The sequence below is a fragment of the Streptomyces sp. NPDC053750 genome, assembly GCF_044544295.1.
Lineage (GTDB): Bacteria > Actinomycetota > Actinomycetes > Streptomycetales > Streptomycetaceae > Streptomyces.
On record NZ_JBITXB010000014.1, the window covers coordinates 1 to 22,042 of the forward strand.

At 72.3% G+C, this 22,042-nt stretch carries 1 protein-coding gene and 3 pseudogenes; all 4 read left to right on the forward strand.

The genetic code is table 11. The features are described 5' to 3' along the window. Nucleotides 1-6: 6 nt before the first annotated feature. Nucleotides 7-3,747: an amino acid adenylation domain-containing protein gene (locus ACIGO6_RS31165; RefSeq protein WP_399882398.1), complete on the forward strand. Its 3,741-nt coding sequence runs from the start codon at nt 7-9 to the stop codon at nt 3,745-3,747. A gap of 65 nt (nt 3,748-3,812) precedes the next feature. Continuing rightward, nucleotides 3,813-6,632, forward strand: a pseudogene (locus ACIGO6_RS31170) (type I polyketide synthase); the annotation flags it as partial. 147 nt (nt 6,633-6,779) lie between these two features. After that, a pseudogene (locus ACIGO6_RS31175) lies at nt 6,780-20,422 on the forward strand (beta-ketoacyl synthase N-terminal-like domain-containing protein); the annotation flags it as partial. A 456-nt stretch (nt 20,423-20,878) separates the two neighbouring features. Next, nucleotides 20,879-22,042 (forward strand): annotated as a pseudogene (locus tag ACIGO6_RS31180) (beta-ketoacyl reductase); the annotation flags it as partial.

Here is a 22,042-nt window from a genome sequence, read left to right on the forward strand (position 1 = left end):
AAGGTGGTGTTGGGGAGGTATTGCGGGGTTGAGGATGTGGTGGTGGGTTCGCCGGTGGCGAATCGGCCGCGTCGTGAGTTGGAGGGTTTGGTTGGGTTCTTTGTGAATACGTTGGTGTTGCGGACGGATGTGTCGGGGGATCCGTCGTTCCGTGAGTTGGTGGGGCGGGTGCGGGAGACCGCGTTGGGGGCGTACGCGCATCAGGATCTGCCCTTCGAGTACCTGGTCGAGCGGCTCCAGCCCGAACGCGACCTCTCACGCCACCCCCTCGTCCAGGTCATGTTCCAGATCGTCAACACGCCGTTCGAACGCGTGCCGTGGCCGGACGCCCAGGTGGAGCTGTTCGAGGGGGCCGACGTCACCACACGCGTCGACCTCGAAGTCCACCTCGTCGAGAACGAGGACGGCAGCGTCGCCGGCCCGGTCGTCTACAGCCGTGCGCTGTTCGACCAGAGCACCATCGAGCGGTTCGTCCGCCACCTCGACACCGCCTTGCGCCAGCTGCTGGCAGACCCCGACCGGCCCATCTCCCACGTGTCCCTCCTCGACGACGACGAGAGCGAACTCCTGCGCGCCGCACGGGACGCCGGCGAGGTCCCCGTCGACGTCCGTCCGCTGCCGCGGCTGCTGACCGAGCAGGCGGCCCGGACACCGGACCTCGTCGCCGTCGAGTACGAGGGCGAGACCATCACCTACGCCGAACTCATCGGCAGGGCGAACCAGTTGGCCCACCACCTGCGGTCCCTCGGGGTCGGGCCGGACAGCATGGTCGGCCTGTGCCTGCGACGCGGCATCGACATGTTCGTCGGTCTGGTCGGCATCCTCCAGGCAGGTGCGGCGTACGTACCCGTCAACCCGGACCACCCGGCCGACCGCATCCGCCGCATGGTCGACAACGCCCGGATGGCGACGGCCGTGACGGACCGGTCCGCCCGCCACCTGTTCCCGCACACGGTCGGCACCGTGCTCCTGCCCGACTCGGCGGAGGTCCTGTCCGCGCTGCCCACCACCACACCGGACACCGGCGTCACTCCCGACCACCTCGCCTACGTGGTCTATACCTCCGGTTCGACCGGTGAGCCGAAGGGCATCGCCATGTCCGGCCGCTGCGTCGTCAACATGCTCGCCTGGCAGAAGGTGGCCGTCCCCGGCGGCCCGGGCACCCGCACAGCCCAGTTCACCGAGCTCACCTTCGACGTCTCCGTGCAGGAGGTGCTCTCCGCCCTGCTCTACGGGGAGACGCTGGTCGTACCGCGAGCGGACACCCGCCGCGACCCGGCGGAGTTCGTCCGCTGGCTCGCGCACAAGGCGATCAACCAGGTGTTCGTGCCCAATGTGATGGTCCGGGCGATGTGCGCCCATGCCCGGCAGCAGGGTGCCGACCTCAGCGCCCTGCGCCACATCAGCCAGGCCGGAGAGCCCCTCGCCCTCGACGCGGATCTGCGCGCGCTGTTCGAGCGCTGTCCGGACCTGCGGATGCACAATCACTACGGGTCCACCGAAGTGCAGGTCGTCACCGCCTACACCCTGCCGGAGGACGTCACCGTCTGGCCCCGCAAGGCCCCTGTGGGCACGGCCACCTGGAACCACCGCATCTATGTGATGGACCAGCAGCGCCGCCTGGTCCCGGTCGGCGTCGCCGGCGAGATCTGCGTCGCAGGCCCCGGCCTGGCGCGTGGGTATGTGGGACGGCCGGGGCTGACGGCGGATCGTTTCGTCGCCGATCCGTTCGGTGAGCCGGGCTCGCGTATGTACCGCACCGGCGACGTGGGGCGCTGGATGCCGGACGGGAACCTGGAGTACCTGGGCCGTGTCGACGACCAGGTGAAGATCCGGGGCTTCCGCGTCGAGCCGGGCGAGGTCGAGACCGTACTCCGACAGCACCCGTCCGTCGCCCAGGCGGCCGTCGTGGCCAGGGAGGACCGGCCGGGCCACCGGCGACTCGTCGCCTACGTCATCCCCCACGACGACACACGACCCGACACCGGCGCCCTGCGCGCCCACCTGGCGAACGCCCTGCCCGACTACCTCGTGCCGTCCGCGTTCGTCACCCTGGCCGCGTTTCCGCTGACCTCCACCGGCAAGATCGACCGCCGCGCACTCCCGGCGCCCGAAAGCGAGACCACCACCGACGCGGACCACGCCGCCCCGGAAACGCCCGCGCAGCAGGCCGTGTGCGACGCCTTCGCCGAGGTCTTCGGCGTGGAGCGGATCGGCGTCGACGACGACTTCTTCGCACTCGGCGGGCACTCCCTGCTCGCCACCCAGGTGGCCGCCCGTATCGAAGCCGCGACCGGCGTCCCCGTACCGCTCGTGGACCTGTTCCGGCTGCGCACCCCGCGGAGCCTGGCGGCCGTACTGCACACGACCGGCGACAAGGCCGCCACGGCCCGGCCCCCGCTCGTGCCCGCCCAGCGGGACGTCGACCCCCCGTTGTCCTTCGCACAGGAGGGGTACCTGGCACTCGCGCGCGCCCACCCCGACAGCCACCTGTGGAACGTGCCGTTCGTCATGCGGGCCCGCGGACCGCTCGACCTCGACGCCCTGAGCAGGTCGGTCTCCTCGCTGATCAGCAGGCACGAAACACTGCGGACCACGGTCTCCCCGGACGGCGCCGAACCGGCCCAGCACGTCCGGCCCGCGGAGCCGGTGGTGCTCACCGCGGAGCCCGTGCCCGGCGCGACGCCCGCCGAACGGGAAGCGGCGGCGCGAGAGCTCGTCGCCGACGAGGCGCGCCGGCCCATCGACCTGGTCAACGGCCCCGTTCTGCGCGTCAGGGTCCTGCGCCTCGACCCGCTCGACCATGTCATCGCCGTGACCACGCACCACATGGCCACCGACGCCTGGTCGCAGGACGCCCTCTGGCACGAGGTCTCCAGCGTCTACGCGGCCGAGGTCACTGGCAGCGGCCAACCGCAGCTGCCCGAACTGCCGGTGCAGTATGCCGACTTCGCCGTATGGCAGCGCACATGGTTGACCGGGGAGGCCCTGCGCGACCAGTGGGACTACTGGAGCCGGCGACTGGAGGGCTGCCCGACGCCTCTCGCCCTGCCCACCGACCGGCCCCGCACCGATGTCCCCGACCCCGACGGCGGCTCGGTGAGCCTGGATCTCGGGCCGGACCTGGTCCGCGCGGCCCGGGAACGGGGCGCCGAGGCCGACGCCACGCTGTTCATCACCCTGCTCGCCGCCTTCACCGTCGTCCTGGCCGACGAGACGGGCCGGCACGATGTCGCGGTGGGCTCCCCGGTCGCCGGCCGGACCCGTGCCGAACTGGAGCACCTGATCGGCGGCTTCGCGAACATGCTCGTCCTGCGCACCGACGTATCCGGAGACCCCACGTTCCGCGAGGTGCTGGCACGGACACGGGAGACGGCGACCGGCGCGTTCGCCCGGCAGGACATGCCCTTCCACCTGCTCGCCGAGCGCTTCGGCGACGACCCGCACGGCCTGGTCCAGGTCATGTTCCAACTGGTCAACACCCCGCACGGCCCGCCGTCGCTGGCCGGTACCCGACTGGAGAGCTTCGACCACGGGCGGGTGTCGGTGCGGATGGACCTGGAAGTGACGCTCATGGAGGACGGCGACGACGTGACGGCCCATGCGCTGTTCCGGCGGTCGCTGTTCGACCGGCCCACGATCGAACGTCTGCTGCGCCGCCTGGTCACCGCGCTGGAAGTCCTGCTGGCCGACCCCGACCAGCGCGTCTCCACCGCAGTGCGGGAATCCGCGAGCGGCACACGATGAGGACGCCGAGGACGCCGAGGACGCGTACGCAGAGGACGCAGAGGACAGGGGGGACACACCCGACCATGCCGAGCCACGACCCCGCACAGGATGCCGTCGCCGTCATCGGTATCTCCTGCAGGCTGCCAGGAGCACGGGACCCCGAGGCCCTCTGGACGCTGCTGCGGGAGGGACGCAGCGGCATCGGTTCGTCGGACCGCTGGGGCACGCCCCGGCGGGGCGGTTTCCTCGACGCCGTCGACGAGTTCGACGCGTCGTACTTCGGCATCTCGCCCCGCGAGGCTGCCGCGATGGACCCCCGACAGCGGCTGATTCTGGAACTGAGCGTCGAGGCGGTGGAGGACGCGAACATCCTGCCCGCACGGCTGCGGGGCACCGACACCGGCGTCTTCGTGGGCGCGATCTGGGACGACTACACGACCCTCACCCACACGTCCGGCGACGACGCGATCACCCAGCACACCATGGCCGGGCTGCACCGCGGCATCATCGCCAACCGCGTCTCCTACGCCCTGGGCCTGCACGGCCCCAGTCTCACCGTCGACACCGGGCAGTCCTCGTCCCTGGTGGCGGTGCACCTTGCCTGCGAGAGCCTGCGCAAGGGCGAGTCGACCGTCGCACTGGCGGCCGGCGTCAACCTGATGCTCGTGCCGGACAGCACCCGCACGGCGGCCGCCTTCGGCGGGCTGTCACCGGACGGGGAGTGCTACGTCTTCGACGCGCGCGCCAACGGGTTCGTCCGTGGCGAGGGCGGCTGCGTCGTGCTGCTCAAGCCGCTGGCCGCGGCGATCGCCGACGACGACCCGGTCTACTGCGTGATTCGTGGCAGTGCCGTGAACAACGACGGAGCCACCGACGGTCTCACCGTACCGAGCGCGTCGGCCCAGGCCGACGTCGTGCGGGCCGCCCATCGCCGGGCCGGGGTGACCGCCGCGGAGGTCCAGTACGTCGAACTGCACGGCACCGGCACCGCCGTCGGCGACCCGATCGAGGCGTCCGGTCTCGGTGCGGCGATCGGCTCCGCACGCGACTCCGCACGACCGCTGGCCGTCGGCTCCGTGAAGACGAACATAGGCCACCTGGAGGGCGCTGCCGGCATCGCCGGGCTGGTGAAGACGGCCCTGGCGTTACGCCACCGGGAGATCCCGGCGAGCCTCAACTTCCACACGCCCAACCCCGCCATCCCGTTCGACGATCTCCGCCTCGACGTACGGCGGGACCTCGGCCCTTGGCCGGATCCCACGCGTCCCCTGTGCGCGGGAGTGAACTCCTTCGGCATGGGCGGGACCAACTGCCATGTGGTGGTGTCAGAGCCGCCCGCCCGGCCCATGTCGCCTCCGAGGGAGTCGGCCGACCACACCGCCGTACCGATCCTGATATCAGGGCGGACGGCGACGGCGCGAAGGGCCCAGGCCGAACGACTGCTGTCGTACCTGTCCGACCGACCCGACCTCCGTCCCCTCGACGTCGGCTTCTCCCTCGCCACCACCCGCACCTCGCACGAGCACCGCTGCTTCCTGCTCGCCGCCGGCCGGGACGAACTCCTCGACAGGCTCGAAGGCGTCGCGCACGACCGCATCGATCCTGCACTGATCGCAGGCACGGCGGGAGAACGCCGACCGCTCGCCTTCCTGTTCGCGGGGCAGGGTGCGCAGCGGGTGGGTATGGGGCGTGCGTTGTATGAGCGGTTCCCGGTGTTTGCGGGAGTGTTGGACGAGGTGCTGGAGCGTCTCGGTGTGCGGGACGAGTTCTTCGGTGCGGACGCGGCGGTGTTGGAGGCGACGGGTGTCGCGCAGCCGGTGCTGTTCGCGTTCGAGGTGGCGCTGTTCCGGTTGTGGGAGTCGTGGGGCGTCGTGCCCGACGCTGTTGCGGGGCATTCGGTCGGGGAGATAGCTGCCGCTCATGTGGCGGGTGTCTTCTCGCTGGAGGACGCGTGTGCCCTCGTGAGGGCTCGTGGCCGGCTGATGCAGGAGCTGCCGGCCGGTGGGGTGATGGTGGCGGTGGAGGCGTCCGAGGACGAGGTCACCCCGCTGCTGGACGGCGTCGAGGGTGTGTCGTTGGCGGCGGTGAACGGGCCGACGTCTGTTGTGGTCTCGGGTGCGGCGGACGCGGTGGAGCGGGTGGTTGCTGCTTTGTCGGGGCGGCGCTCGCGGCGGCTGAAGGTCAGCCATGCGTTCCATTCCCCCTTGATGGAGCCGATGCTGGACGACTTCCGTGAGGCGGTGGCCGGGTTGTCGTTCCGGGCTCCGGAGCGGCTGCGGTTTGTGTCGACGGTGACCGGTGGCCCGGTGGTGGAGGAGATCGCCACGGCGGAGTACTGGGTGGAGCATGCGCGCCGGACGGTGCGTTTCCATGATGCGGTGTCGTGTCTGCATGCCGATGGTGTGGAGACGTTCGTCGAAATCGGACCGGACGGGACGCTCGCCGGTCTGAGCCGCGAGGGGATTCCCTCGCGGGCGTTCCCGTCGCTGCGTCGAGGCTGGGACGAAACGGAGTCGCTCCTCAGCACGCTCGGCGAGTTGCACGTGCGTGGTGTGCCGGTCGACTGGGCGGCGCTGTACGAACCCTGGGAGCCGCGTCGACTGAGGCTGCCGACCTACGCCTTTCAGCGGGACCGGTACTGGATCACGAGCGTCAAGGGGACCATCGCCTCGGAGAAGACCGAGCCTGCCGACGAGCGCGTGCAGCTGCTGCGGCGGCCGGCCGGTACGGCCGGGCCGGCGCGCGGGCGCCAGGTGCTCGATCTCGTACGTGCCCAGGCCGCTCACGTCATGGGCGCCCGGGGCGCCCAGGCCGTCGACCCGGAGCTCACCTTCCACGCTCTCGGGCTCAACTCCCTGGCCGGCGTCGAGCTGCTCGATCGAGTCAACTCCCTCACCGGTCTCACCCTGTCCCCGGGCATCCTCTTCGAGCACCCGACCCCGGCGCGCCTGGCCGCGCACGTGCTCGGTCGGATGGACGCGGACCAGGACGCTGACGCGAACACCGCGTCAGGCGCCGTCGCTTCGGCGGTTCCGGCAGGCCCGGCCGACGATCCGATCGCCATCGTGGCCATGAGCTGCAGACTGCCCGGCGGTGTGGCCTCCCCCGAGGAGCTGTGGAACCTGGTCGCCGCCGGCACCGATGCCGCAGGGCCGTTCCCCGCCGACCGTGGCTGGAACCTCGACGAGCTGTATCACCCTGACCCCGACCACGAGGGCACGACCTATGTGCGCTCGGGCGGATTTCTGTACGACGCGGGGGCGTTCGACCCCGCGGCCTTCGGGATCACCCCGCGTGAGGCGCTGGCGATGGACCCGCAGCAGCGGCTGCTGTTGGAGACGTCCTGGGAGGTCTTCGAACGCGCGGGGATCGACGCGTCCACGCTGCGCGGCAAGCCGGTCGGCGTCTTCGTCGGGGCGACGCCGCAGGAGTACGGCCCGCGGCTGCACCAGGCGCGGAACGGGCTCGAAGGTCACGTCCTGACCGGTACCACGGGCAGCGTCGCGTCCGGCCGGATCGCCTACACCTTCGGTTTCGAGGGCCCGGCGATCACGGTCGACACCGCGTGCTCGTCGTCCCTGGTCGCGCTGCACCTGGCCTGCCAGGCGCTGCGGCAGGGCGAGTGTACGGCCGCGCTGGCCGGCGGGGTCAGTGTCATGGCCGGACCCGGCATGTTCGTCGAGTTCAGCCGACAGCGCGGACTCGCGCCCGACGGACGCTGCAAGCCGTTCGCGGCGGCTGCGGACGGCACGGCCTGGGCCGAGGGTGCCGGGGTGCTCCTTCTGGAGCGGCTGTCCGACGCCCGGCGGCACGGACACCCGGTGCTGGCCGTGGTGCGCGGTTCCGGCGTCAACTCCGACGGCGCCTCCAACGGCCTCACCGCGCCGAACGGCGCGTCGCAGCGCCGGGTGATCGAGCAGGCGCTGGCGAGCGCGAGGCTGGAGCCGTCCGAGGTGGACGTGGTGGAGGCCCACGGGACCGGCACCCGGCTGGGCGATCCGATCGAGGCCGAGGCCCTCCTTGCCACGTACGGCCGAGGCCGGGACGAGGACCGCCCGCTCTGGCTCGGATCGTTGAAGTCCAACATCGGACACACCCAGGCGGCCGCCGGTGTGGCGGGCGTCATCAAGATGGTGCTGGCGATGCGGCACGGCGCCCTGCCCCGCACGCTGCACGTGGACGAGCCGTCGCCGCACGTGGACTGGTCCGCCGGTGCGGTACGGCTGCTCACCGAGCCGCTGGTCTGGCCGGGACACGACCGTCCGCGGCGGGCCGCGGTGTCCTCGTTCGGGATCAGCGGAACGAACGCCCACGTGATCCTGGAGGACGCCACCGCCGCACCGGAACCGGTTGCCGAGCCGGCGGCCCCCCTCCCCGTGGTGCCGTGGGTGCTGTCGGCCAGGACGGCCACCGCCGTGCGCGCGCAGGCCGAACGGCTGGCCTCGGCCGTGACCGCCGCAGACGCCGACCCCGCCGACGTCGGCTACTCCCTTGCCACCGGACGCCAAGCGCTCGAACACCGCGCGGTGGTGATCGGCGCCGACCGCGCAGAACTGCTCGCGGGACTCTCCGACGGCGTCGTCGTGAGCCGTGCCGTGCCCGACGCGGCGGCTGCCTTCGTCTTCCCCGGCCAGGGCGCGCAATGGGTGGGCATGGCGACCGACCTGCTCGCGACCTCCCCGGTGTTCGCCGCCCGGATGGCCGAGTGCGCCGAGGCGCTGCGGCCCTACGTGGACTGGTCGCTGCCGGAGGCACTGTCGGACGCCGCCCTGCTGAAGCGGGTCGACGTCGTCCAACCGGTGCTGTGGGCCGTCATGGTGTCGCTGGCCGAGGTCTGGCGTTCGTACGGTGTCGAGCCCGCTGCCGTCGCGGGACACAGCCAGGGCGAGATCGCCGCCGCCTGTGTCGCGGGGGCGTTGTCCCTCGACGACGGCGCCCGCGTCGTCGCCCTGCGAAGCCGGGCGCTGCTGGCGCTGTCGGGACTAGGCGGCATGGTGGCCGTGCCGCGGCCCGTGCACGAGATCGACCTCGACGGGCTGTCGGTGGCGGCGCTCAACGGCCCGCGCTCGACGGTCGTCTCGGGCACCCCCGAGGCACTCGACGCCCTGCTGGAACGCGACGAGCGAGCCCGCCGTATCCCGGTGGACTACGCCTCGCACTCGCCGCAGGTCGAGGAGATCCGCGACCGGCTGCTGGCCGACCTCGCGCCGGTCGCCCCGAGGGCCGCCCAGGTGCCGTTCCACTCCACCACCACCGGCGGCCCCCTGGACACCACACTGCTCGACGCCGACTACTGGTACCGCAACCTGCGGGATCAGGTGCTCTTCGAACCGGTGGTGCGCGGGCTGCTCGACGCCGGGACGAGCTGCTTCGTCGAGGTCAGCCCGCATCCGGTGCTCTCACCGGCCATCCAGGAGACCGTCGACACGGCGGAGGCCGAGGCGGTCGCGGTCGGCACACTGCGCCGCGACCTCTCCGGCCCCCACCAGCTGCTGACCTCGATGGCCGAGGCGTTCGTCCACGGCCTGCCCGTGCGCTGGGACGCCGTGTTCGCCGCATCCGGCGCGCGCCGGGTCGACCTGCCGACCTATCCGTTCGAGCGTGACCGTTACTGGGTGGCGTCGACCGGTGGTGCCGAGGACGCGGCCCGCTTCGGCCTCGACACCGTGGACCACCCGCTGCTGGACGCCGCCGTGGACCTGGCGGACGACGACGCTGCGGTGTTCACCGGGCGGCTGTCCCTGCACTCCCAGCCCTGGCTGGCCGACCACGAGGTGGGAGGCGGGCCGCTGCTCGCGGGCACCGCTTACCTCGGCCTCGCCCTGTGGGCCGCGGCCCGCACCGGCAACGGCCAGGTCGCCGACCTCGCCATCGAGGCGCCGCTGCCGCTGCCCACCGACGGCGGGGTGACCGTGCGGATCGTCGTACGCCCGTCGGAGGACGCCACCGGCAGCTCCTTCCTCATGTCGGCGCGGCAGGACGGCGAACGGTCCTGGACCCGCCATGCCTCCGCGACCCTGACGCCCGCCGAGGAGACCGGGGCCGAACTCCCGGGTCCCGCGGACCCGCAGGTCCTCGCCGGCCTCGAGGACATCGACCTGACCGGGGCCTACGAGCGACTGGCCGACGGCGGGTTCGCGTACGGTCCCGCCTTCCAGGGGCTGCGCCGGCTGCGCAGGCGCGGCGAGGAGCTGTTCGCCGAGGTGAGCGTGAGCGACACGGCGGGGTTCGACCTGCACCCGGCGCTGCTGGACGCCGCGCTGCACGCCCTCGAACTGCGCGCCCTCGCCGACGGCGGGCCCGGCCTGCTGCCGTTCTCGTGGAGCGGCGTGCGGTTGCACCGTACCGGTGCCACCTCCCTGCACGTGCGGCTGTCCCCGGCGGGACCGTCCACGACGGCACTGACCGCCTACGACGACACCGGCGCCCTGGTGCTGACCGTTGACTCGCTGGTGATGCGGCCCGCCACCGCGGCGCGGGGGGATGCCCTGCTCCGGGTGGAGTGGGCGCCGCTGGCCGGGGCGGGCGCCCCGCGCGGCCGGTGGGCAGTCCTGGGCGCCGAGCACGCTGACCTCCCGGCCTACCCCGACCTGGCCGCCCTGACCGCGGAGCCCGTACTGCCCGACGTGGTGTTCGCACCGTGCCTCGCCGCGGCGACGGACGCCGCCGGGGCGGGCACCGCCGACATCGCGGACCAGGCCCATGCCGTCACCGGCCGGGTGCTCACCCTGCTCCGTGACTGGCTGGCCGACGACCGCCTGGCCGCGGTGCGGCTGGTCGTGCTGACCCACGACGCCGTCTCCACCGGCCCGGGCGACGCCGTCTCCCATGTCGCGGCGGCCCCCGTCTGGGGACTCGTACGAGCGGCACAGACCGAGAACCCCGACCGGGTCGTCCTCCTGGACACCGACGCCCCCGCCTCGTCCGCGCTGGGCACCTCCGCCGTCGCGGCCGCGGTCGCCTCCGGCGAGCCGCAGCTCGCGATCCGCGCGGACACCGTGCTCGTACCGCGGCTCGCCCGGGTCCGCAGCCACGCCGACCCGGCCGCCCAGGCCGATGCGGCCGACGCCGCCACCCGGACCCCGGCCCTCAGGACCCGGGGCACCGTCCTGGTCACGGGCGCGCCCGGAGCGCTCGGCAGCACGATCGCGCGGCATCTCGTCGCCCGGCACGGCGTACGCCGTCTGCTCCTGGCCTGCCGCAGCGGCGAACGCGCCGAAGGAGCCGCCGCCCTCGCCGCCGAACTGACCGGTCTGGGCGCCGACGTGACCATCGCCGCGTGCGACGTCGCCGACCGTGACGCGCTGGCGGCCCTGCTGGCCACCGTCCCGGAGGACCGCCCGCTCACCGCCGTCGTGCACGCGGCGGGTGTGCTCGACGACGGGACCATCCCCTCCCTGACCACTGACCGGCTCGACACCGTCCTCCGGCCGAAGGTCGACGCCGCCTGGCACCTGCACGAACTCACCGAAGACCTCGACGCGTTCGTTCTGTTCTCGTCGGTGATGGGCGTGCTCGGCAACGGGGGCCAGGGCAACTACGCGGGCGCCAACACGTTCCTCGACGCGCTCGCCGCGCACCGCACCCACCGGGGCCTGCCCGCCGTGTCGCTCGCCTGGGGGCTGTGGGCCGCGCCCAGCGGACTGACCGGCCACCTCGACGACCTCCGGCGGACCGCGCCGGGCGTCGTCGCGCTGGACACCGACGAGGCGCTGGCGCTGTTCGACGTGGCCTGGCGGGCCCACGAGCCGACGCTGGTACCCGCCCGGCTCGACACCTCCGCCTGGCGGACGTCCGCCGCCCCGGAAGCCGATCCCGGAGCCGTACCCGCGATGCTGCGCAACCTCGTCCGCGCGCCGCGCCGGCACGACCCGGCCCGCGCTGCCGAGCCGACCGCCGATCGCCTCGCCGCGCTGTCCGAGGCGGAACGGACCGACGCGCTGACGACACTCGTACGGCGCCACGCCGCGGCCGTGGTCGGGCACGACTCGCCCGACGCGATCGACCTCGACCGGACGTTCGCCGAGATCGGTTTCGACTCGCTCACCTCACTGGGCCTGCGCAACCGTCTCGCCCGGGCGACCGGACTGCGCCTGCCCGCCGCGCTGCTCTTCGACCACCCCACCCCGGCGGCCCTCGTCACCCACCTGCACACCGCGCTGTACGGCACGACGCACGCCACCGACCAACCACCGACCGCCACCGCACCGGCAGACGAACCCATCGCCATCATCGGCATGGCCTGCCGGTTCCCGGGCGGAGTACGGTCCCCCGAAGACCTCTGGCAACTGCTGCTCCACGGCGGCGACGCGATCTCCGAACTCCCCGCCGACCGCGGCTGGAACCTCGACGCGCTGTACGACCCCGACCCGGACCGCGCCGGTCACAGCTACACCAGAGCGGGCGGATTCCTCTACGACGCCGCCGACTTCGATGCGGAGTTCTTCGGCATCAGTCCCCGCGAGGCGCTCTCCATCGATCCGCAGCAACGGCTGCTTCTGGAGACCGCCTGGGAGGCGGTCGAACGGGCCGGAATCGACCCGCTGGCGCTGCGACACAGCCGCACGGGCGTCTTCACCGGCCTGATGTACAACGACTACGCGTCCCGCTTCCAGCAGTCACCGGAGGAGTTCGAGGCACACCTCGGCAACGGCAGCGCGGCGAGTGTCGCCTCCGGCCGGATCTCCTACACCCTCGGTCTGGAAGGCCCCGCGGTCAGCGTCGACACGGCGTGTTCGTCGTCGCTGGTGGCGCTGCACCTGGCCTGCCAGGCGCTGCGGCAGGGCGAGTGCTCGCTGGCGCTGGCGGGCGGCGTGACCGTCATGTCGACCCCGAAGCTCTTCATCGAGTTCAGCCGCCAGCGCGGCCTGGCTCCCGACGGCCGCAGCAAGGCGTTCGCCGCCACGGCGGACGGGATGGGTGCCGCCGAGGGCGCCGGAGTGCTCCTGGTCGAGCGGCTGTCCGACGCACGGCGCAACGGTCACCCGGTGCTCGCCGTGGTACGGGGTTCCGCCACCAACCAGGACGGCGCCTCCAACGGACTCACCGCGCCCAACGGCCCGGCGCAACAACGGGTGATCCGCGCCGCACTGACCGCCGCCGGGCTCAACCCGGTCGACGTCGACGCGATCGAGGCACACGGCACGGGCACGGCCCTGGGCGACCCGATCGAGGCGGAGGCGTTGCTCGCCACCTACGGCCGGGAGCGTGAACGGCCGCTGTGGCTGGGCTCGGTCAAATCCAACATCGGCCACACCCAGGCCGCAGCGGGCGTCGCCGGCGTCATCAAGATGGTGCTCGCCCTGCGCGCAGGAACGCTCCCGAAGACCCTGCACGCGGAGGAGCCGACCCCGCACGTGGACTGGTCGGCCGGGACGGTGCGGCTGCTGACCGAGACGACCCCGTGGCAGCCGGACGACGGTCCCCGGCGGGCCGGTATCTCCTCCTTCGGCATCAGCGGCACGAACGCGCACGTCGTGATCGAACAGGCCCCGGCAGACCCGGACGCCACCACGGTCGCCCACGAACCCGCCCACGAGCCGGGCCGCGCATCCGACGACGAGCCCGGCCAGGGACCGGACCACCAGCACGGCCAGGGACCGGACCACCAGCCCGGCCAGGAACCGGCCGTTCACCCCCCGCTGCCCTGGACCCTGTCCGCCCGCACCGACCGTGCCCTGCGCGAACAGGCGGCCGCGTTGAGCGGAACACACGGCGCGCGCCCCGCCGACACCGGCTACTCGCTCGCCACCACCCGGTCCCTGTTCGAGCACCGAGCCGTCGTCGTGGCGTCCACCGGCGACGCCCGTGACCGTGCCCTGACCGCGCTCGCGCACGGCGACACCGCACCCGGACTGGTCCGGGGCGTCGCCGGCACCGACGGCAGAACCGTGTTCGTCTTCCCCGGCCAGGGCGCCCAGTGGACCGGCATGGGCGCGGCGCTGCTCGACACCTCCGACGTGTTCCGGGCCGAGATCGAGGCGTGCGCGGACGCCCTGGCCCCGTACGTCGACTGGTCGCTGACCGACGTCCTGCGGGGCCTCCCCTCGGCGCCGTCCCTGGACCGGGTCGACGTCGTACAGCCGGCGCTCTTCGCCATGATGGCCGGCCTGGTACGCCTGTGGCGTGCGCATGGAGTCCGGCCCGCGGCGGTGGTGGGCCACTCGCAGGGCGAGATAGCCGCCGCCTACGCGGCGGGCGCGCTGTCGCTCGACGACGCGGCCCGCGTGGTCGCCCTGCGCAGTCGGGCGCTGGTCGCGCTGTCCGGCTCGGGGGGCATGGCCTCCGTTCCGCTGCCCGTGGACGACGTACGGGCCCGCGCCGCCGAGCTCGGCGGCGAGATCAGCATCGCGGCGGTCAACGGACCCGCCTCCGTGGTGATCTCCGGCACGCCCACGGAACTCGACGCGTTCGTGGCCCAATGTGTCGCCGAGGGCGTACGGGCCCGCCGCATCCCCGTCGACTACGCGTCGCACTCGCCTCAAGTGGACGCGATCAGGGAGGAGTTGCTGGAGGCGCTGGGCCCCATCGCCCCCAGGACGGCGCAGATCCCGTTCCACTCCACCGTCGACGGGCGCCCGGTCGACACCGCCACGCTGGACGCCGACTACTGGGTCCGCAACCTGCGCCAGACGGTCCGGTTCGCGGACACCGTCGCCGACCTGGCCGCCGCCGGCTCCACCACGTTCGTCGAGATCAGTCCGCACCCCGTGACGACCGTCCCCGTGCAGGACATCCTCGACGGCCGCGGCGTGGCGATCGGATCGCTGCGCCGGGACGACGGCGGTCTCCAGCGATTCCTCACGTCCCTCGCCGAGGTGCACGTCCGCGGTGTTCCCGTCGACTGGCCAGCTGCCTTCACCGGGCTGGACTGCCGCACCGTACCGCTGCCCACGTACCCCTTCCAGCGACAGCGCTACTGGCTCGACGCGCCGCCGCACCCGGTGGCGCCCACCGGCGAAGACGCGGCGCTCTGGGCGGCCGTCGAGGACAACGACCCGGACGCCCTGGCCGGCCTCCTCACCGAGGGCACCCGCTACGACCGCACCACGCTGGACGCTGCGATGGCCCTGCTGTCCGCCTGGCGCGGCACGCGCAGGGCCCAGGCGGAGACCGACGGCTGGCGGTACCGCATCGTCTGGCGGCCCGCCGGTGCCCGGCCCGGCAGGCTGACCGGCGACTGGCTGGTCGTCCACTCCGACCGGCAGACCGAGGACCCGTGGGTCGCCGGCGTCGGCGATGCCCTGAACCGCGCCGGAGCGCACGTCGACACGGTGGCCGTACCACCCGGTGACCTGGACCGGCAGACCCTGGCCGCCCGGGCGGAGCACGCGACCGGCGTGCTGTCCCTGCTCCCCCTGGACGAACAGCCGCATGCCGGCCACCCGGCCGTACCCAACGGGTACGCCCAGACGATCGCCCTCATCCAGACCCTCGGCGGGAGTGAGACCGCGGTACCGCTGTGGTGCCTCACCCGGGGCGCCGTGAGCACCGGCGTGTCCGACCCGCTCACCAGTACTTCGCAGGCCCTCGTGTGGGGTCTGGGACGGATCGCCGGACTCGAGCAGCCCGATCGGTGGGGCGGCCTGATCGACCTGCCCACGACCGTGGACGACCGGGCACGGGAACGACTCGTCGCCGCCCTCACCGGCGTCAACGCCGCAACCGTCGGAACCGGTGGGACCGGTGGAACCGGTAGGACCGGTGGGACCGGTGGAACGGGTGAGGACCAACTGGCCGTCCGCAGCTCCGGGCTCTACGTCCGCCGACTGGTCAGGTCGGAACCCGCGCCTGCGACCCGGTACGACACCACCTGGCGGCCCAGCGGCACCGCGCTCGTCACCGGCGGTACCGGCGCCCTCGGCGCACAGCTCGCCACCTGGCTGGCCGGACAAGGCGCCGAGCACCTGCTGCTCGTCAGCCGCAGCGGCCCGGCGGCACCCGAAGCCGCCGCCCTGCAAGCCCGTCTCCACGCTCTGGGCGCCGAGGTCACGGTGGCCGCGTGCGACATCACGGACCGCGACGCGCTGGCGGACCTGATCGGCACGATCCCGGCCGACCGGCCCCTGCGCGCCGTCTTCCACACCGCGGCGCTGCTCGACGACGCGACACTCGACTCGCTGACCGTCGACCAGGTCGACCGCGTACTGCGGGTCAAGGCCGACGGCGCCCGCCATCTCCACGAACTCACCGGCCCCGACCTGGATGCCTTCGTGCTGTTCTCCTCCCTCGGCGGCACCCTCGGACTCCCGGGCCAGAGCAACTACGCACCCGGCAACGCCTACCTCGACGCCCTCGCACAGGAGCGCCGCGCCGCGGGCCTGCCGGCCACCTCCGTCGCCTGGGGCGCCTGGGCAGGGGGCGGCATGGCGCAGGGCACCGTCTCCAGCGTGCTGCGACGGCACGGCCTGCCCGAGATGGACCCGGACCGCGCCCTCGCCGCACTGCACCGGGCCCTGAGCACCCAGGAGCCGACACCCGTGCTCGCCGACATCGACTGGGACCGTTTCCACACGGCGTTCACGGCCCTCAGGCCGAGTCCGCTGCTGCGGGAGATCCCCGACGTCCAACGGTTCCTCGCACCCGTCGACGGCGACGCCCGCACGGAGGAGGACCCGCTGCTCACCCGGCTCGCCACGACGAGCGGTGCCCCGCGCGACCGTCTCCTCGTCGACCTGGTCCGTACACACGTCGCAGCGGTCCTCGGGTACGACGACCCGGGAGCCGTCGCACCCGACCGGACGTTCCAGCTGGCCGGATTCGACTCGGTGCTCGCTGTGGAACTGCGCAACCGGCTCGGCTCGGCCACCGGCCTGACCCTGCCCGCGACCGCCGTATTCGATCACCCGACCCCGGCCGCGCTCGCCGCCCACCTGGGCGAACGGCTGCCGACCGCCGAGGTCGCGGCACCCTCGGGGCCCACGGCCACGGGGTCCATGGTGATGCACCTCGAACGGCTGGCGGAGCTGCCGGTCGACGCAGGGGAACGCGACCACGTCCGGAAGCGGCTGCGCCTGCTCCTGGACAAGTGGACGGACTCCGACCGCGTCGCCCGAAGCGAACTCGGCGACTCCAGCGACGAGGAGCTGTTCGACCTGATCGACAACGACCTGGGGGTGTCCTGACCATGGCAACCGAGGAACAGCTCCGCGACTACCTGCGGCGGGTCACACGCGAGTTGCAGGAGACGCGCCTCCGCGTCACCGAGCTGGAGAACCCCGAGGCCGAGCCCATCGCGATCGTGGGGATGAGCTGCCGCTACCCGGGCGGCGTCCAATCCCCCGAGGACCTGTGGCGACTGGTCGAAGAGGGGCGCGACGCGATCTCCGACTTCCCCACGGACCGCGGCTGGGACATCGCGGGCCGCCACGACCCGGACCCCGCCAAGCCGGGCACCTTCTATCCCCGGGGTGGCGGATTCCTCCACGACGCCGCCGACTTCGACCCCACGCTCTTCGACATTTCCCCGCGCGAGGCGCTGGCGATGGACCCGCAGCAGCGGCTGCTGCTGGAGACCACCTGGGAGGTGTTCGAGCGGGCCGGGATCCCCCCGACCTCGCTGCGCGGCAGCGACACCGGAGTCTTCTTCGGCGCGACCTACCAGGACTACGCGTCGCGCCTCGCCCGTCCGCCCGCCGAGCTGGAGGGCTACATCGTCACGGGCAACACCGCGAGTGTGGTGTCCGGCCGGGTGGCGTACACGTTCGGTCTCGAAGGCCCCGCGGTGACGCTGGACACGGCGTGTTCGTCGTCGTTGGTGGCCCTGCACCTGGCGGTGCAGTCGCTTCGGCAGGGCGAGTGCTCGCTCGCTCTCGCCGGCGGCGTGGTGGTGATGTCGACGCCGGACATGTTCGTGGAGTTCAGCCGCCAGCGGGGCCTGGCGCCGGACGGCCGCTGCAAGGCCTTCTCGGCCGCGGCGGACGGCTTCGGCTCCTCCGAGGGTGTGGGTGTGCTGTTGGTGGAGCGTCTGTCGGATGCCCGGCGGAAGGGGCATCGGGTGTTGGCGGTGGTGCGGGGTTCGGCGGTGAATCAGGACGGTGCGTCGAACGGGCTGACCGCGCCGAATGGTCCTTCGCAGCAGCGGGTGATCCGGCAGGCGTTGGCGAGTGCGCGGCTGGAGCCGTCCGAGGTGGATGCGGTGGAGGCACATGGCACCGGCACGAGGTTGGGTGATCCGATCGAGGCGCAGGCGTTGCTGGCCACGTACGGCCAGGACCGTGACGCGGGGCGGCCGCTGTGGCTGGGGTCGGTGAAGTCGAATCTGGGGCATACGCAGGCGGCTGCGGGTGTGGCGGGTGTCATCAAGATGGTGATGGCGCTGCGGCATGGTGTGCTGCCCGCGACGCTTCATGTGGAGGAGCCGTCGCCGCATGTGGACTGGTCTGCGGGTGAGGTGCGTCTGCTGACGGAGCAGGTGGCGTGGCCCGAGGTGGGTCGTGCGCGGCGGGCGGGTGTGTCGTCGTTCGGGATCAGTGGGACCAATGCGCACGTGATCCTGGAGGAGGGTCCTGAGGCTGCGGTTGTGGCGGGGGATGCGGCGGAGTTGTCGGGTCCGGTGCCGGTGGTGGTGTCTGCTGGTAGCGAGGTGGCGTTGCGGGCTCAGGCGGGCCGGTTGGTGCCGTTGGCGGGGGATGTTCCGGTGGCGGTGCTGGGTCATGCGCTGGCGACGACGCGTGCGGTGTTGGAGCACCGTGCCGTGGTGGTGGCCGGTGATGAGGCTGAACTGCGGCAGGGTCTGGTGGCGTTGGCGGCGGGTGAGCCCGCTGGCGGGGTGGTGACCGGGCGTGCGGGGACGGCGGACCGGATCGGCTTCCTGTTCGCGGGGCAGGGTGCGCAGCGGGTGGGTATGGGCCGTGTGTTGTATGAGCGGTTCCCGGTGTTCGCGGGAGTGCTGGACGACGTCCTGGAGCGTCTCGGTGTGCGGGACGAGTTCTTCGGTGCGGACGCGGAGGTGTTGGAGGCGACGGGTGTTGCGCAGCCGGTGCTGTTCGCGTTCGAGGTGGCGCTGTTCCGGTTGTGGGAGTCCTGGGGCGTCGTGCCCGACGCTGTTGCGGGGCATTCGGTCGGGGAGATAGCTGCTGCCCATGTGGCGGGTGTGTTCTCGCTGGAGGACGCGTGTGCTCTGGTGAGGGCGCGTGGCCGGCTGATGCAGGAGCTCCCGGCGGGCGGCGTCATGGTGGCGGTGGAGGCGTCCGAGGACGAGGTCACCCCGCTGCTGGACGGTGTCGAGGGTGTGTCGCTGGCGGCGGTGAACGGGCCGGCGTCCGTGGTCGTCTCCGGCGCGCAGGATGCGGTGGAGCAGGTCGTGGCGACCCTCCCCGGGCGGCGCTCGCGGCGGCTGAAGGTCAGCCACGCGTTCCATTCCCCCTTGATGGAGCCGATGCTGGACGACTTCCGTGAGGCGGTGGCCGGGTTGTCGTTCCGGGCTCCGGAGCGGCTGCGGTTTGTGTCGACGGTGACCGGTGGCCCGGTGGCGGAGGAGATCGCCACGGCGGAGTACTGGGTGGAGCATGCGCGCCGGACGGTGCGTTTCCATGATGCGGTGTCGTGTCTGCACGCCGATGGCGTGGAGACGTTCGTCGAAATCGGGCCCGATGGTGTGCTGAGTGCCATGGGGCAGGGTGTTGTGCCGTCGGGGGCGTTCATCGCGTCGGTGCGGCGTGACCGCGATGAGTGTGTGTCCGTGATGACCGCGCTCGCCCACGTCCATGTCCGTGGGGCTCAGGTTGACTGGCCGGCAGTGTTCGGTCGTTCGGGGCCGTCGGGGCTGGATCTGCCGACGTATGCCTTCCAGCACCAGCGCTACTGGATGACCGAAGGCGCCTCGCGTGTCGGTGACGTGAGCGCTGTGGGTTTGGAGCCCACCGGCCATCCGTTGTTGGGGGTGGTGGTGGAGTTGCCGGGTTCGGGTGGTGTGGTGTTGTCGGGGCGGTTGTCGGTGTCGGAGCAGGGGTGGCTTGCTGATCATGTGGTCGGTGGGCGTGTGGTGGTGGCGGGGACTGCGTTGCTGGAGATGGTGGGGCATGCGGGTGCGCAGGTCGGCTGCGGTGTGGTGCGGGAGTTGGTGCTTCATGAGCCGTTGGTGGTGTCTGAGGGTGGTGGTGTGGCGGTTCGGGTGAGTGTGGGTGAGTGGGAGGACGGGGTTCGTGCGGTGGGGGTGTATGGGCGTGTGGAGGGTTCGGAGCGGTGGGTGTGTCATGCGGTGGGGTCTGTGGTGGCTGAGGGTGCCTGGGGTGTGTGGGGGGAGGCGGTGTGGCCTCCGGAGGGCGCGGTGTTGGTGGACAGCGAGGATGTGTATGGGGCGTTGGCGGGGGCGGGGTTTGAGTACGGGCCGGTGTTTCGGGGGTTGGGGCGGGTGTGGCGGCGTGGGGATGAGGTCTTCGCGGAGGCGGCGCTGCCGGTGGATGGGGGAGGGTTCGGGTTGCATCCGGCGCTTGCGGATGCGTGTCTGCATGCCTGGGCGGTCGCGGGTGAGGGGCGTGGTCTGGTGCCGTTCACGTGGTCGGGGGTGCGGGTGGGTTCTGCGGGTGGTGGGGTGGTGCGGGTGCGGTTGGCGCCTGTGGGGCGGGACGCGGTGTCGGTGACGGTGGTGTCGGGCGAGGGTGAGGTGGTGTGGTCGGTTGGGTCGTTGTCGCTTCGGCCTGTTGCGGCGCTCGCGGCTGCCGGGGGCGGGGGTTTGTATCGGGTGGGCTGGCGTGAGGTGGTTCTGCCCGGGGGGACGGGGGAGGAGTTGCGTGTTCTGGATCTGAGGGATGTGGCCCGGGGGATGGCTCCGGGTGAGGTGCGGGGTGCGGTTGTTGAGGCGGTTGAGGTGTTGCGTGGCTGGCTTACGGGTGGGGGTGAGCTGCCGGTGGTGGTGTGGACTGAGGGTGCTGTGACCGGGCGTGGTGACGGTGATGGTGGCAGTAGCGGTGGTGGTGCCGGTGTGGCGGTGTGGGGGTTGGTGCGGTCGGTGCAGCGTGAGTTTCCGGGGCGGGTTGTGTTGGTGGATGGGGGGCGTCGTGAGGAGCTGGCCGGAGCGGTGGCGGTGGGTGAGCCGGAGGTGGTGCTGGAGGACGGTGCTGGATGGGTGTCGCGGCTGATGCCGGCGGTTGTTGATGGGCTGGATGTGGCGGGTCCTGTGGGTTGGGATGGCGAGGGTGTGGTGCTGATCACGGGTGGTCTGGGGGTTTTGGGTGGTGCTGTGGCCCGGCACGCGGTCACTGCGTGGGGTGCTCGGGACGTGGTGCTGCTGGGTCGTGGTCGGGGGGACGCGGCTGATGGGGTGGTGGCGGAGTTGGAGGGGTTGGGGGCGCGGGTGCGGGTGGTGCTGTGCGATGTTGCGGATCGTGTGGGGTTGGCGGGGGCGTTGGGGGATGTGGGTGATGTGCGTGTGGTGGTGCATGCGGCGGGTGTGGTGGATGACGGGTTGTTGGGGTCGTTGACGGCGGAGCGTGTGGGGGGTGTGCTGGCGGCGAAGGTGGACGGGGCGTGGAATCTGCATGAGCTGGCCGGGGAGTTGGGCTGGCGGTTGGACGCGTTCGTGTTGTTCTCGTCGTTGGCGGGTGTGGCGGGTTCGGTGGGTCAGGCCGCTTACGGTGCGGGGAATGCGTATCTGGATGCGCTGGCGTGTTATCGGCGGGGGCTTGGGCTGCCGGCGGTGTCGGTGGCGTGGGGGTTGTGGGAGGAGCGGTCGCGGATCACGGCCGGGCTGACCGCTGCCGACCGGGCCCGGATGGAACGTCGGGGTGTGCTGCCACTGGCCACACAGGACGCGCTACGACTCCTCGACACCGCACTCACCACCAAGGAACCCGCCGTCGTCGCCGCGCACTTGAGCGCCCGTGGCACCGACGAGGTACCCATGGTTCTCCGCGAGGTCGTCCGCGTGTCCGTCGCGCCCACGAGCGGCGAGCGTGACACGGTATCCGAGCTGCGGCACCAGATCGACGGGGCGACGCCGCAGGCGAGGGAACGGATCATCGGCAAGCTGGTCCGCTCGCATGTCGCCGCGGTCCTCGGGCATGCGGGCGCGGACCACATCGACATGGACACCGGCTTCATGGCCATGGGCCTTGACTCGCTGGCCGCCGTGGAGCTGCGGAACCGGCTGGGCAAGGCCACCGGCCTCGACCTGCCCGCCACGCTGCTGTTCGAGCACCCGACCCCGCGTGCTCTGACCCAGCACCTGGACGCCGAAGTGCCTCGCGCCGAGGACGAGACGACGCCATCGCAGGAAGCGGCCTCGGACACCGAGACGAGTGTCGTGGACACGCTTGAGTCGGCATCGGCCGACGAAGTTCTTGATTTCATTCGACGGGAGTTCGGGCGCTGA